Annotated in this window: 13 protein-coding genes; 11 read left to right on the top strand and 2 right to left on the bottom strand. The window is 45.4% G+C overall.

The features are described 5' to 3' along the window. The first annotated feature begins 3 nt into the window (after positions 1-3). From NQZ91_04945 to proC, 4 genes are all read left to right on the top strand, one after another. Entirely contained in the window at positions 4-2,466 is a 2,463-nt protein-coding gene (locus NQZ91_04945) for a bifunctional DnaQ family exonuclease/ATP-dependent helicase (protein ID UUM58718.1), read from the top strand. Positions 2,467-2,559: 93 nt separating this feature from the next. Continuing rightward, positions 2,560-3,636, top strand: coding sequence for a glutamate 5-kinase (gene proB, locus NQZ91_04940; protein ID UUM58717.1), 1,077 nt, complete (start codon positions 2,560-2,562; stop codon positions 3,634-3,636). 9 nt (positions 3,637-3,645) lie between these two features. Continuing rightward, complete coding sequence (locus NQZ91_04935; GenBank protein ID UUM58716.1) at positions 3,646-4,884, top strand: glutamate-5-semialdehyde dehydrogenase; 1,239 nt, start codon at positions 3,646-3,648, stop codon at positions 4,882-4,884. Between the two features lie 9 nt (positions 4,885-4,893). Then, positions 4,894-5,679 carry a pyrroline-5-carboxylate reductase gene (gene proC / locus NQZ91_04930; protein UUM58715.1) on the top strand — a complete coding sequence of 262 codons (786 nt, stop codon included), beginning with the start codon at positions 4,894-4,896 and terminating at the stop codon, positions 5,677-5,679. Positions 5,680-5,851: 172 nt separating this feature from the next. On the opposite strand, the gene NQZ91_04925 is transcribed toward proC, so the two are convergent. Further along, on the bottom strand, positions 5,852-6,256 hold the full coding sequence (locus tag NQZ91_04925) for a TetR/AcrR family transcriptional regulator (protein UUM58714.1): 405 nt from the start codon (positions 6,254-6,256) through the stop codon (positions 5,852-5,854). A gap of 129 nt (positions 6,257-6,385) precedes the next feature. On the opposite strand from NQZ91_04925, the gene NQZ91_04920 reads away from it, so the two are divergent. Continuing rightward, positions 6,386-7,231, top strand: a complete 846-nt coding sequence (locus NQZ91_04920) for a DegV family protein (protein UUM58713.1) — start codon at positions 6,386-6,388, stop codon at positions 7,229-7,231. A 124-nt stretch (positions 7,232-7,355) separates the two neighbouring features. Here NQZ91_04920 and NQZ91_04915 read toward each other — a convergent pair whose 3' ends face one another. Beyond that, positions 7,356-8,606: a PLP-dependent aminotransferase family protein gene (locus NQZ91_04915; GenBank protein UUM58712.1), complete on the bottom strand. Its 1,251-nt coding sequence runs from the start codon at positions 8,604-8,606 to the stop codon at positions 7,356-7,358. A gap of 110 nt (positions 8,607-8,716) precedes the next feature. Between NQZ91_04915 and yaaA the strand changes: the two genes are divergently transcribed. From yaaA to NQZ91_04885, 6 genes are all read left to right on the top strand, one after another. Further along, positions 8,717-9,448, top strand: a complete 732-nt coding sequence (gene yaaA / locus NQZ91_04910) for a peroxide stress protein YaaA (GenBank protein UUM58711.1) — start codon at positions 8,717-8,719, stop codon at positions 9,446-9,448. 122 nt (positions 9,449-9,570) lie between these two features. Then, positions 9,571-11,013, top strand: coding sequence for an LCP family protein (locus NQZ91_04905; protein ID UUM58710.1), 1,443 nt, complete (start codon positions 9,571-9,573; stop codon positions 11,011-11,013). 1 nt (position 11,014) lies between these two features. After that, complete coding sequence (locus NQZ91_04900) at positions 11,015-11,743, top strand: tyrosine protein phosphatase (protein UUM58709.1); 729 nt, start codon at positions 11,015-11,017, stop codon at positions 11,741-11,743. Positions 11,744-11,758: 15 nt separating this feature from the next. Continuing rightward, complete coding sequence (locus tag NQZ91_04895; GenBank protein UUM58708.1) at positions 11,759-12,448, top strand: Wzz/FepE/Etk N-terminal domain-containing protein; 690 nt, start codon at positions 11,759-11,761, stop codon at positions 12,446-12,448. A gap of 9 nt (positions 12,449-12,457) precedes the next feature. After that, a complete protein-coding gene (locus NQZ91_04890) occupies positions 12,458-13,159 on the top strand; it encodes a tyrosine-protein kinase (GenBank protein ID UUM58707.1) in 702 nt (233 codons plus the stop codon). A 26-nt stretch (positions 13,160-13,185) separates the two neighbouring features. Then, positions 13,186-14,982 carry a polysaccharide biosynthesis protein gene (locus NQZ91_04885; GenBank protein UUM58706.1) on the top strand — a complete coding sequence of 599 codons (1,797 nt, stop codon included), beginning with the start codon at positions 13,186-13,188 and terminating at the stop codon, positions 14,980-14,982. Positions 14,983-15,129 lie beyond the last annotated feature (147 nt).

Raw genomic sequence — 15,129 nt, 5'->3', positions numbered from 1 at the left:
TTTATGAAAGAGACGAAATCAAGCAATCGGTATACTGTTGTTGATTTGGAAGCAACGGGTACGGGTATTGAGGCTAAAATTATTCAAATAGGAATTGTCATTGTTGAAAATGGTCAGATTGTCGAAACTTTTTCAACGGACATCAATCCCTATGAGCCCCTGGATGAACATATTGTCGATTTGACGGGGATTACGGACAAGCAATTGTCCCAGGCACCCAGTCTGGGCCAGGTGGCCGGTCAGATTTATGAATTGCTGGCTGATGCTATTTTTGTCGCCCACAATGTGACCTTTGATGCCAATTTGCTGGCGGAAGCCTTGTTTTTTGAGGGTTATGAACTCCGCACACCGCGGGTAGACACTGTCGAGCTATCCCAGGTCTTTTTCCCTACCATTGACAAGTACAGCTTGGGCAATCTTTCTGATAAATTGGACCTGGGTTTGGATCAGGCCCATACGGCCTTGGCAGATGCTACTGCGACAGCCAACTTGCTCTTGAAAATCCAGGAAAAAATCCTCTCCCTACCCAAATCCATGGTGGAACAATTAGTGCAGTTATCTGATTGCCTGCTCTACGAGTCTCGCTTAGTCATTGAGGAATTGCTACCACAGCTGTCGGAGCAGGTCTCGTTAGACCTGGTTTACAGCCACGGCTTGTTTTTGCAAGGATCTATTGAAGTTCCGGTTTCGCACAAGTTTTCGGATGATTTTGTGACCAATCTGGGACTGCTGGGTCTCTATGAGCGGAAAAAGCAAACGGCCTTTGCAGGCTTGGTTGAGGAACGATTAAGTGATGAACAACAGGTTCATTTTATCCAGGCCCAGGCTGGTCTTGGGAAGACCTACGGTTATCTCTTGCCGCTCCTGGCTAAAACTGACCAAAAATTACTGGTCTCCGTGCCAACCAAGCTCTTGCAGGAACAGATTATGTCCAAGGAAGGCAAGCGCTTAGCAGAAGTTTTTCACATTTCTATTAGTTCCCTCAAGGCACCCCAGCATTTTATTAAGCTAGACAACTATTGGCAGACCCTGCAACGCCAGGATGACAACCGTCTGGTCAATCAGTTTAAAATGCAGGTCCTGGTCTGGCTCAGTGAGACGCAGACAGGGGACTTGGACGAGCTCAAGCAGAAACAGCGTTACCAGGCCTATTTTGATGAAATTGCCCATGATGGCAAGTTGTCGGAGGATAGCCTTTTTTGGGACCAGGATTTCTGGAGAAAGGTGCAGAGAAGGGCTGTAGACAGTCGGCTCTTAATCACCAACCACGCCTATTTTTTGAGCCATCTTAAGGACCAGGACCCCTTGATGAACCAGCGCCTGGTGGTCATTGATGAAGCGCAAAAATTGCTATTGGCAGCGGAGAATTTGGCAACTGGGCAGGTCAATATGACCCAGCTTTTGCAAACCCTGCAGAGCAAGAAAGACAGGACCAGCAACCTGCTGGACCAGCGCTTGTATGAATCCTGCCAATTTGAGCTGCAGCATCTGATGACAGATTTCCGCAAGCAGGCTGACCGCGAAATCACTCGGACAGACTTGGACCAGTTGCGTCAGAATCTGCTGGAGTTGCAGGATTATGATTTGCAGGAATTGACGGATTTGTTGACCTACTATGAGCATTTTTGGCTGGAAGACCATCGCCTGGCCGACAAGCGACTGACCTACCTACGTGGGACCAAGGAGGATTTGCTAGATGTCAGTAGCTACCTGCCCCAGGGTAAGATTTTCTGTATCAGTGCCACACTGGACATTAGTAGTAAGGTCAACCTGGCGGATTTGCTGGGCTTTCAGGAAGTCACGTTTGACCGTCTCCCTCATCAACTGACCACCAACCAGCAGATTATCGTTCCCCGTGGGCTGCCGGATATTCAGAGCCTGACCAAGGAGGAGTATGCTGGATTTATTGCCGAGCGTTTGGGGGAAATAGCAGAGCTGGGACGACCGATATTGGTTCTCTTTACATCTATTTCCCTGCTCTTGGAGGTAGCGGATCTATTGGAAGAGGCAGGATTGCCCTATCTAGCCCAGCATAAACATGGGACAGATGCCAGTTTAAAACGACGATTTGAACGGGGAGAATGTCAAATTCTTCTGGGAACGGGCATCTTCTGGGAAGGTGCAGATTTTGCCGACCAGGACCAGATGATTCAAGTCATTCCCCGCCTGCCGTTTGAAAATCCCAAGGATTCCTTTGTTCAAAAGGTAAATAGGAAACTGATTCAAGAGGGGAAAAATCCTTTTTATGATTACCATTTACCTATGATGATGATAAAGCTCAAGCAGGCTATTGGTCGGACCAATCGCTATGACCGCCAAGAATCTGCTGTCCTTCTCCTGGACAATCGCCTCCAGACCAAGCAATATGGGCAACAGGTTATTGATTTTCTAGAGCAGGACTACCCGGTAGAAGGGGTGCAAGAGACGGCAATCATGGATGCCCTGAGCTATTTTTTCAGTGAGTGAGCCGAAAGGCTCTTTTCTTCTAACATGAACATAGAAAATTCATGCATTCTATGGTATAATTTTTCAAATATACTCATTTTGAAAGAGATTACTATGACAGAAAAAACGATTGTATTTAAGGTAGGAACCAGCTCCCTGACCCAAGAAAATGGTAGTTTGGACCGCATTAAGATTGCTCGGATTACCAATCAGTTGGCACAGTTACACCAGAAGGGTTATCAGATTGTACTGGTGACCTCAGGCTCGATTGCTGCTGGTTTTCGGAGATTGGGCTTTGATAAACGACCGACCAAGATTGCGGAGAAACAGGCTTCTGCAGCCGTGGGTCAGGGCTTGCTGATTGAAGAATATACACAGAACTTGATGAAAGATGGCATTGTGTCGGCTCAGATTTTGCTGACTCAGGATGATTTTGCGGATGCCAGACGCTATCAGAATGCCTCACAGGCCTTGCAGGTCTTGCTCAAACAGCGTGCCATTCCCATTATCAATGAAAATGACACCATTGCCATTGAGGAGATTAAGGTAGGGGACAATGATACTTTATCTGCCCAAGTGGCTTCTCTCTTGAAAGCAGACCTCTTGGTGCTCTTGACAGATGTGGATGGGCTTTACACGGCCAATCCTAACAGTGATCCCAACGCCAAACATTTGCCAGAGATTAAGGAAATTACGGAAGACTTGTTTGCCATGGCAGCAGGAGCTGGCTCGTCCAACGGAACGGGTGGCATGACCACAAAATTGCAGGCGGCGCAGATTGCGACCAAGTCAGGCGTGCCTGTCTTTATCTGCTCTTCAAAAGAGGATACGGCCCTTTTACAGGCGGTCACCCAAACCAACCGTGGCACCCTCTTTTTAGCAGATGACCATGCCATGAATCAACGCAAGCAGTGGATGGCCTTCTATGCTCGGACAGACGCAGCGGTTGAAGTGGACGAAGGAGCAGTTGATGCTATGTTGCACCAAGGCCGTAGTTTGTTAGCTGCTGGTGTAAAAGCCCTCGAAGGTGACTTTGAAGTGGGGCAGGTTGTGGAAGTTTACAGTCAGGCAGACCACCGCTTGATTGGTAAAGGGCGGGTCAAACTCTCGTCCCGGGACTTGCAGGACCGGTTGGCAAATGGCAGAGCGGAAGGTGTGTTTATTCACCGCAATGATTGGGTTAGCCTATAGGAGAAAGATATGACAACAACACAAGCATTATTAGACAGTTTATTGGCCCATAAGGCCTCTATCAACCTAGCTACAACCGAACAAAAGAACCAAGCCCTATCAGCTATGGCAGACCAGTTGCTTGCTCAGACTGAGGCAATTTTAGCAGGCAATGCCATTGACATGGAAAATGCCCAAGGCAAGATTAGCCAAGTCATGCAGGACAGATTGCTCCTGACAGCAGAGCGGATTGAAGCTATGGCTGAGGGTCTTCGTGCCCTGATAACCTTGCCAGATCCAGTTGGTTTGACCTTGGAAGAATCCACTCGGGCAGATGGGTTGAAGATTAGTAAGAAGTCTATTCCCTTTGGCTTGGTAGGAATGATTTACGAAAGCCGTCCAAATGTGACATCCGACGTTGCAGGATTGGCCATCAAGAGCGGAAATGCAGTCATTATGCGTGGTGGTAAGGATGCCTTTCATTCTTCTCAGGCCATTGTTTCAGCTTTAAAAGCTGGTCTGGAAGAGGTCGGCTTGTCACCCAAGGTTATCGAACTGGTCCAAGATACCAGCCGTGCCTCTGCGACCGAATTGATGACTGCCAAAGGCAAGATTGACCTGCTGGTACCTCGCGGTGGTGCAGGTCTGATTCAGGCTGTTGTGGAAAATGCGACAGTTCCTGTTATTGAAACAGGTACAGGTATCTGCCATGTCTATGTGGACAAGGATGCAGACTTGGACAAGGCTTTACAAATTGCCATCAATGCAAAAATTAATCGTCCCTCAGCATGTAATGCGGCTGAAGTTTTATTGGTTCATGAAGAAATTGCCAGCCAATTCCTACCTCGTCTTGAGGAAGCTCTTTCTGGTCAGGTAGAATTGCGGGCTGACGAGAAGGCTCAGGCTCTTCTCAACCAATCCACACCAGCAGGCGATCAAGATTTTGATACAGAATTTCTGGACTTTATCTTGGCTGTCAAAGTCGTTTCAAATGTAGAAGAGGCTATCAGTCATATCGCTCAACACTCGACTGGACATAGCGAGGCCATTGTGACGGAAAACAGCCAAACGGCAGAACGTTTCACGCTTTATGTCGATTCAGCAGCAGTCTATGTCAATGCCTCGACCCGCTTCACAGACGGTGGAGAGTTCGGTCTGGGTTGTGAGCTGGGTATTTCCACCCAGAAGATGCACGCCCGTGGTCCTATGGGCCTGCGTGAGATGACCACCTACAAGTACATCATCACAGGCGACGGCCACATTCGTTAGGAGGACAAGATGAAGATTGGATTTATCGGACTGGGCAATATGGGAGCGGCTCTGGCCCAAGCGGTCAGCCAGCTGCCAGACAGCCAGCTCCTCCTCAGCAACCATAACCTAGCAAAAGCCCAAGCTCTTCAAGCCCAGTTGGGCTGTCAGCTTTTTTCTAATGGGGAAATAGCAGAGCGGGCCGAAGTGATTTTCCTTGGGGTCAAGCCTCACCTGATTCAGTCAGTCTTGTCAGGCTTACAGGACCAGATTAGCCAGAATCCGTCAGCTATCTGGATTTCCATGGCAGCGGGTGTGACTATTGACAGCCTGGCAGCATTTGTATCGGCAGACAAGATCATTCGTATCATGCCCAATACACCGGTTGCTATCGGCCAAGGCATGACAACCTATAGCTTGGTCAATCAAGAGCTGGCTCCGCTATTGGAACAAATCCTAGAAAAATCAGGCAAGGTCCAGCAGGTGCCAGAGAGCCTGATTGACGCAGCAACGGCTATCGCAGGCTGCGGCCCAGCCTTCGTCTATCAGATGATTGAGGCTTTGACCGATGCCGGTGTGCAAAACGGGCTGACGGCTCAGGATGCCAAGGTTTTGGCAGCTCAGACCCTAGTAGGTACCGCTCAAATGGTCTTGAATAGTGACAAGCATCCAGCCCAGTTGAGGCAAGAAGTGACCTCGCCAGGAGGCTCGACTATCGCAGGCGTGGTAGCTCTTGAAAAAGAAGGCTTCCGTTACGCCATTATTAAGGCAGTCGCCGCCGCCCTCAAAAAGACTAGAAAATTAGGCAAAAAATAGATTAGATATAGAAAATTTTTGGTTGCAACGTATTTTTCAGTCCTAAGACCGATGGAAACGGTTGGCAGTTGGGGTATACTATAGTCAATCCTAAATATTTTTCATAATCTCCTTAAAAACTTGGCTAATTGGTCAAGTTTTTTTGCGTTTGAGAGAAAGAAAAAACGAGACATTAATCTCGTTTGGTCTTGTCCTTGATCCACTGACTAACATTTGAGAGGGTCTTACTACGCTCTGCCTTGCGTTTTTGTTCTTGGACAAAATCTGCAAAACTTTGTTTGACGCCATCTTTTTGAACCTTATCTTGCAAATCATGCCATTTCTTTTTAAGGTTGCTGGAAGTCCGTTCGTAGTAGATTTCCAAAATTTCTTCCTTGGATTTGTAGTTGCGGTAGAAGGCGTTGCGCGAAACACCTGCCTTGCGCACTAATTCAGAGACGGAAATGTGCTTGAGTTCCTTTTTTTCAAGGAGAAATAGCAGAGCAGTCTCGAGAGATTCCTTGGTCAGCTGATTGGCCTCCTTGTTGGATTGATAGAGATTTTTCAAGGATTTTGGTGAGATTTTACGCTCGGTCATATTCTTCCTTTCTACTGTGACATCCGATTGGAAATGCTTTCATAACTAATGATTTAATGATATAATTGTAGAGTAAGATAGAGCACCTTGTCAACTAATTAAATCATTCAAAAGAAAAGAGATAAGAAAATGTCAAAATGGAAAATTGTTGCGGATTCTGGCTGTGATTACCGTCAACTAGCTCAGCTTGCGCCGGATACGGAGTTTGTTAGTGTTCCCCTGAGTATTCAGATAGGGGACCAGACCTTTGTTGATGATGCGAGTCTGGATATTGATCAGATGGTCTCTGTCATGCAGTCAACTTCTGAGGCAGCGACATCTGCCTGTCCTAGCACTCAGGCCTATGAGGAGGCTTTTGCAGGTGCAGAAAATGTTATCGTTGTGACGATTACCGGTGGTTTGTCTGGCTCCTTTAATGCGGCTCGTGTTGCTCGCGACATGTATTTGGAAGAACATCCAGATGCCAAGATTCATTTGATTGACAGTCTTTCAGCTGGAGGCGAGATGGATTTACTGGTTACGGAAATCAATCGTTTGATTGCTTCAGGCTTGGAGTTTGAAGAAGTCGTATCTGCCATCACTACTTATCAAGAAAATAGCAAGTTATTGTTTGTCCTTGCTAAGGTCGACAATCTGGTGAAAAATGGCCGTCTCAGCAAGCTAGTTGGTGCTGTCGTTGGTCTCCTCAATATCCGTATGGTCGGTGAAGCCAGCAGCGAAGGTAAGTTGGAATTGCTCCAAAAGGCTCGTGGTCACAAAAAATCGGTCATCGCAGCTTGGGAAGAAATGAAAAAGGCTGGCTATAAGGGCGGACGCATCATTATGGCTCATCGTAATAACGATAAGTTCTTCCAACAATTTTCGGATTTGGTTAAGGAAACCTATCCAGAAGCTAGTATCGAAGAAGTTGCGACTTCCGGCCTTTGCTCTTTCTATGCAGAAGAGGGCGGCCTATTGATGGGGTATGAGAGATAGAAGCACTGGACAATATGTGTTGGTGGTTAAGCAAGAGGGTGTGCATCCGACTTGCCAGCTCATTGCTAACTGGGTTTTCTTGATGGAAAGGCTGGAAGCTATCCTTAAAATAAGAATATAGAGCTTAGTCCTTGTAGAAGGTGCTAAGCTCTTTTAATGTGTCTTCAAGATGTGGATGGAGACGGAGGAGAAGATAGGCAAAGGTACCGTTACGGATAAGCTGGTATCGTCCTTCAAGTCTTGCAGTTCTCGGATTATCTGGAAATTGAATGATTAACTGGTCACGCACTACCTGATAGGGATAAGCAAGAGGATATTTTTTGATCAAATTTTGTATTTGAACTTCTTCATTTAAGGATTGCTCCCGCAGCAGCTGCGTGTTACGAGCGAACATCCCATTATCGATATACAAAGAAAGTGCTTTTTGCATGATCAGGTTGGTATCGTAGTCAATCAATCCTTTATAAGTTAAAAAAGCATTGAGGAGAAGGGGAGGCAGGCTAACGGCACCTATCCGTAGAGCTGGAAATAAGGTTGGTGAGAAAGACTTGATATAGACGACAAAGTCGTTCTTGTCAAGGTAATGTAAGGGTAGTTGACGGTTTCCATCAAAATCAGCCAAGTAGTCATCTTCGATGAGATAGACCTGATAGCGCTTGGCAAGTTGAACGATCCTCTCCATGGTTTTTCTATCGTAGCTTGTCCCCAGTGGGTTATGCAAACGTGGAATGGTATAGAAAAATTTTATCGTTCCAGTCTGAAAAAGACCTTCCAGTCGGTCCAAGTCAATCCCTTCCATACTACGTTGGATGGTCAGGTAAGGTAGGCCTTGTTGGCGAATCAATTCCTCCATACGAGTATAAGTAGGAGACTCAATGAGGATATGGGTTCGATCGGGACCGAAATCCAATTGGCTCAGGATATAGAGGGCTTGTTGACTTCCAGCAGTGATAACCAATTGGTCTTTTCGGCTATAGACATGGTAGTCCATTAGGAGCTGTTGAACAGATGTGATTAATTCTGTCAAACCGGCTTGCTGATGGTAATAATTGAAGAGGTAATTTTCACGGCCAATCAAACTTTGGTGTAAACAAATACGGAAGTCCTCATAAGGCAGTTCTTCAAAATCAGTCAGATCCAGATCAATGGGCTCTTCTAAAATGTCGTGGTCATCCAAAACATAGTAGCCACTTTTTTCGACCGCATAAATCTTGTTTTGATACTTGAGTTCCTGCATAGCCTTTTGAACAGTATCCTTGCTGCACTCGTACTGCAGACTTAATTGGCGAATGGAAGGTAGTTTTTCTCCCCGCTTATAGTCTTGTCGTTCGATTCCGTCTAGGATGTCTTCAACGATGTCCCTGTATTTACTCATCAACTGTCCCCCTACAGATCTATGGTCCTAGTATAGTATAAAACTGTTCTGTGAACAAGTGGCGCGTGTTTTCAAGTGTCAGCCCCTAGCATTCGTGGTATACTAGAAATATGAAAATCATACTTCCAAATGCAAAAGAACTCAATACCACTATTGAAAACCATTCCTTTCAGCCCTTGGACCCAACCAGTTTAGCGGTCGCTCAAACCTGTAGCCAATTCCAGCAGGAAGAATTAGCTTCCTTTTATAAAATCTCTCATGACCGTGCTGGATTGGAGTTGGATCGCTGGAAGCGGATTGAAGCCAAGCAAGCTAAAACCTATCCAGCCTGGTTGTTGTACGACGGATTGATGTACCGGTATATGGACCGAAGAGACCTGACAATAGATGAGGAGGTCTATCTAAAAAAACATGTCCTCCTAGCTACAGCCTTGTATGGGCTCATCAGCCCGGACCACCTTATTTCTCCCCATCGGCTTGATTTTCAAGCAGGGATCAAAGTGGAAGGGAAATCCCTCAAGCAATACTGGCGACCGGCCTTTGACAAAGTCGTTGAAGAAGAAGACTGGATCCTATCCCTCGCTTCTTCTGAATTTGAACAGGTATTTTCTCCCCAGATTCAGAAAAAACTAGTCCGGGTGACCTTTATGGAGGAAAAGGATGGCAAACGAAGGATACACTCAACCATTTCAAAAAAGGGCAGAGGACGCCTTGTTTCTGTGATGGCCAAGCAAGGGATTACTGAATTGGTAGCTCTTCAACAGGTTACCGTTGATGGATTTTCTTATCAGGCAGAACTTTCCGATCAATTGAATCTAGTTTTTGTCAGAAAGGTCAATTGAAAACCGTTTTATGTGCGTTTTGTAACAAAATTATAATCTTAGGGCAGTAATTTGTTAGAAGAGGTACAGAACTTGTGATATAATAGTAATGTTACAGTTTTGAATGAAAGGGTTAAAATACCATGAGTCGAACAAAAAAATCATCCCGAAGAAACCAGCTGCATTGGGCAAACTTAGCCTTGCTCATCCTCTACACAGGTGCAGTTGGTATCTTACTGTATCAAGTGTTTCGGTATGACATTCTTGCCTTTCGCAATCTCAACCTGGTCCTGGCTGGGTTAGCCATTTTCTTGGGACTTGTTTGTTTGTTCCTTATTTTAGGAAAAAGAGCTAAAGTAGTGACCGCATTCCTGCTTATTCTAGGCCTTGTCGTTAGTTCTGTCGGTCTCTATGGAGTCCAGAGTATCGTCAACCTTTCGAACAAGTTGAATTCAAACGCCACCTATTCTGAATATGAGATGAGTGTTCTGGTTCCTGCAGATAGCCAGGTCTCGGATGTCAGTCAAGTGACCGAATTGTTGGCACCTACCGGAAATGACGGTGACAATATCCAAGCCTTGTTGGACAACCTGTCTCAGACAAAAAACCTATCTCTGACACCAACCAAAACGGATTCCTATCTGGATGCTTATCAGAAGATGCTTGCTGGTGAGAGTCAGGCCATGGTCTTGAACGGAGTCTTTGCAGATATTCTCTCTGCGGAAGATCCAGACTTTGACACCAAGGTCAAAAAGATCTACAGTTTCACCTTGACAAAAAAGGTTGAAACAGCAGTCAACCAACCGACTGGTGATGTCTTGAACATCTATATCAGCGGCATTGACACCTATGGGCCAATCTCGACCGTTTCCCGTTCGGATGTCAATATCATCATGACCATCAATCAGGCGACCAAACAGGTACTCTTAACCACCACCCCTCGTGATAGCTATGTTGCGATTGCAGATGGTGGGCAAAATCAAAAAGACAAATTGACCCACGCAGGGGTTTACGGGGTAGAAGCTTCCATGCATACCTTGGAAAATCTTTATGACATTGATATTCATTACTATGCGCGTGTGAACTTTACCTCCTTCCTAAAATTAATTGACCTCGTAGGAGGGGTAGATATTGTCAACGACCAGGCCTTTACCAGAGGGAGTCATGATTTCCCTGTCGGAACCATCCATTTGGATTCTGAAAAAGCTTTAATGTTTGTACGCGAACGCTATTCGCTACAGGGCGGCGACAATGACCGTGGAAAAAACCAGGAGAAAGTCATTGCGGCTCTCATTCAAAAATTAAGCAGACCTGAAAATTTAACCAATTACCAATCCATCATCAACAACCTACAAGATTCGATCCAGACCAATATGAGTTTGGAAACCATGATGAAATTGGTCAATACCCAGATGGAAAGCAGTGGCAGTTACACAGTTCAATCCCAAGCCTTGCAGGGTACTGGAAGTACAGGTCTCTTGCCTTCTTATGCAATGCCAGGTTATCAATTGTATATGATGGAGGTTAATCCAGATAGCCTCAACCAAATGAAAGCGGCTATGCAGGCAGTCATGTCAGGAGAATAGGATGTTAGATATTCATTCACATATCATATTTGGTGTGGACGATGGTCCAAAAACTGCAGAAGAAAGTTTGGAGCTCTTAAAGCTCAGCTATCAACAAGGGGTGCGTGGTATCGTAGCCACCTCTCATCGCCGAAAAGGCATGTTTGAAACGCCAGAAGAGACAATCTTTAAGCACTTTAAAGAAGTTCAAGCACTGGCAAAAACCATCTCGGACGATTTGTTTCTCTTTTATGGGGCGGAAATTTATTTCACGGATGGTGTAATTGAAAAGTTGGAACGAAAAGAACTACCGACCTATGGAAATTCTAGCAGCGTCTTGATTGAATTTAGCGGGTCAACTAGCTACAAAAAAATTCAGGAAGCTGTGGGTGACATCTTGCGGTTGGGCTTGACTCCCATTCTCGCCCATATCGAACGATACGATGCTTTGGCAGGTGAAGGTGGAAAAGTTGCAGATCTCATCGCCATGGGTGCCTATATGCAGATCAATAGTACTAGTGTCTTGAAACCCAAACTATTTGGAGATCGGCACAAAGCTTATAAACAACGGGCCCAATACTTCTTAGACAACGACCTGGTGCACTTTGTGGCAAGTGACATGCACAATATAAGCAGTCGGCCACCCTATATGGACCAGGCCTTCCAACTCATTGAGAAGGAGTACGGGCGAGACCGTGCCAAGGTCTTGCTTATAGAAAACCCAATTGCCCTTATGCAAAATAAACTTTAAACTTTAGGAGACAGTATGAACAACCAAGAATCGAATGTTATGGAAATTGACGTTCTATATCTATTGAAAAATCTATGGCGGAATAAGTTTTTAATCCTTCTGAGTGCCCTGTTGGGTGTATCCGTGGCATTTGCCTACTCCGTTTTCGTAGTGACACCACAGTATAATAGCACCACTCGAATCTACGTGGTCAATAAGGTGGCTGATGGTGGTCAAAACTTGACGGCACAAGAACTCCAAGCGGGTACCTATCTGGTAAAAGACTATAAGGAAATTATCCTATCCCAGGATGTTCTCTCTACGGTAACAGAAGAACTAAAACTCACATCAAATTTGGCCAGCAAGGTATCTGTCAGCATTCCAGTTGATACACGTATCGTGTCGATCACAGTCCGTGATGCGGATGCCAATGAAGCGGCGCGCATAGCCAACGGCCTTCGTACAGTAGCTGCCCAGAAAATCATCGACGTTACCAAGGTTAGTGATGTAACAACACTCGAAGAGGCTCGACCAGCAAAAACAGCGTCGACTCCAAATACAAAACGCAATATTGTCTTTGGCTTCCTGGTTGGTGCTTTTCTTGCAGTAGCCTTGGTTTTGGTGAAAGAAGTCTTGGATGATCGCATCAAACGCCCAGAGGACATTGAAGAAAAAATGGGCTTACCATTGCTTGGTGTAGTACCAGATGTAGCCAAATTGAAATAGGAGAGAACCATGGCAGTATTAGAAACATCAGGAAATAAAAAAGTATTCTTAAAGAAGACGGAAGAGTATTTCAATGCAATCCGAACCAACATCCAGTTGAGTGGGGAGAATATCAAGGTAGTGGCCATTACGTCTGCTCAATCCAATGAAGGTAAGTCAACCACTTCAGTCAGTTTAGCAGTGGCCTATGCGCGTGCGGGCTATAAGACTGTATTGGTGGATGCCGATATTCGAAATTCCGTCATGTCTGGCTTCTTTAAGCCAAAAACCAAGATTACGGGCTTGACGGACTATTTGGCAGGAACGACGGACCTTTCCCAAGGACTCTGTGATACAGACATTCCAAATTTGACCGTCATCGAGGCAGGGAAGGTATCGCCTAACCCGACAGCTCTTTTGCAAAGCAAGAATTTCGAAAACCTCCTTGCGACCCTTCGTCGCTATTTTGACTATGTCATCGTCGACTGTCCGCCACTTGGTATGGTCATTGATGCAGCCATCATTGCTCAAAAGTGTGATGCCGTACTGACAGTGGCAGAAGCTGGAAGAATCAAACGGAAAGCTCTACAAAAAGTCAAAGAACAACTCGAGCAAACAGGGACTCCATTCCTTGGTGTTATCTTAAATAAATTTGACACCAAGTTGGAAAAATACGGTTCATACGGTGCTTATGGTGCCTATGGCAATTATGGAAACTACGGAAAGAAATAGCCCGAATCAATCGGTAATTGAGAGATATGTCACGATCAATAAAACGAATTATTTTATTGGGATTCGATCTCGTGTCGATTGCCCTATCCTTTGTATTGAGTAAGCTCTTTTTAGGGGTTATTATAGACATGCCGAATGAACAGCTGAAAGTTGGATTTGTTCTAGTGACCATTGTCTACCTAGCCCTATCTATTTACCTGAAAGTCTTTTCACTCATTACACGCTACACTGACTATGAGTCGCTCTTTAAGATTGGATTGAGCGTAGCGATGGCTTATGGCTTTCTCTTGCTCTCATCCTTCTACCTATGGCAAACGTTTTCCTATCGCTTTATTCTCACTTCAAGTATTTTGACCTTTGTCTTGATGGTGGTACCCCGTCTAACTTGGCGTGCCATCCATGATAGAAAGTCTAAGTCCAAGTCAAATACACGACGGCCAGTTCGTACTCTGGTTGTTGGTGCCGGTGACGGAGGACAGCTTTTCATCAATACAGTTATCGAACGAAAATTGGATTTTGAATTGGTAGGTATTGTGGATGCGGATCCAAGTAAGCTCAATAGCTATATTCGCAACGTTAAGGTAATCGGAAATCGCAACGACATACCAGCCTTGGTCAAGGATTTGGAGATTGAACAAGTCACCATCGCTATTCCATCATTACCCGGTAAAGAGCGAGAATCCTTAGTCGAGATCTGTAATTCAGTGAACGTTAAGGTCAATTCCATGCCTAGTATAGAGGACATCGTTGCGGGCAATATCTCAGTTAGCTCCCTCAAGGAGATTGATATTGCAGATCTGTTGGGCCGCCCTGAAGTGGTCTTGGATCAGGAAAAATTACGCAGTTATTTCAAGGATAAGACGGTCTTGGTTACTGGAGCCGGAGGTTCTATCGGTTCGGAGCTGTGTAGACAGGTGGCACGGTTCAAGCCGGATCGTCTGATTTTGGTGGGTCACGGGGAAAATTCGATCTATCTGATTCATCAGGAGATGGTGAGTCTCTATGGTGCAGAAGTAGAACTCATTCCTGTAATAGCCGATATCCAAGACAGAGACTTGATGTTCTCGGTCATGAAGGAATTCCAGCCCCACGTTGTCTATCATGCAGCGGCACATAAGCATGTTCCTCTGATGGAGTTCAATCCACATGAAGCGGTTAAAAACAATATCTTTGGGACCAAGAATGTGGCAGAGGCTGCAAAAGAAGCAGGTGTTAACAAATTTGTCATGGTATCAACGGATAAGGCGGTCAATCCACCCAATGTTATGGGAGCGACCAAACGTGTGGCTGAAATGATTGTAACCGGCTTGAATGGAGACGGTAAGACCCAGTTTGTAGCTGTCCGATTTGGGAATGTATTAGGTAGTCGGGGTAGTGTGGTTCCGCTCTTCAAGGAACAGATCAAGAAAGGTGGGCCAGTGACGGTCACGGACTTCCGCATGACCCGCTACTTTATGACCATTCCGGAGGCCAGTCGATTGGTCATCCAGGCTGGCTACATGGCCAATGGTGGCGAGGTCTTTGTCCTGGACATGGGTGAGCCTGTACACATATTGGACTTGGCCCGTAAAGTCATCAAACTCAGTGGACACACGGAAGAAGAGATTCAAATTGTAGAGACTGGGATTCGTCCTGGTGAAAAGCTCTACGAGGAGCTCTTGTCAACAGAAGAGCGGATCAGTGAACAAGTTTACGAAAAGATCTTCGTTGGTCGGGTGACCAATCAAGATAAGGAAAAAGTCCAAGACTTCATCAGTCGCCTACTGTCCCTGGATAAGACCGAATTGAAGAAAACCCTAATTGACTTTGCACGACAAGATTAAGAAAGTAAAAGTTATTTTTACTTTCCTAGAGTTTACATAATATTTAGATTCTAGGAAGGTTGAAATACGTTCATGAGGTGGGTCATACGTTATTGAGAGAAAAGAAAACAGTGTCAAGATAGTCTTTACCATAAGGTTCAGAAAGAG

Source organism: Streptococcus suis (genome assembly GCA_024583055.1).
Taxonomy (GTDB): Bacteria; Bacillota; Bacilli; order Lactobacillales; family Streptococcaceae; genus Streptococcus; species Streptococcus suis_V.
The sequence above is the reverse complement of the archived record's forward strand: the minus strand, read 5'-3'. Positions and strand labels throughout refer to the sequence as shown.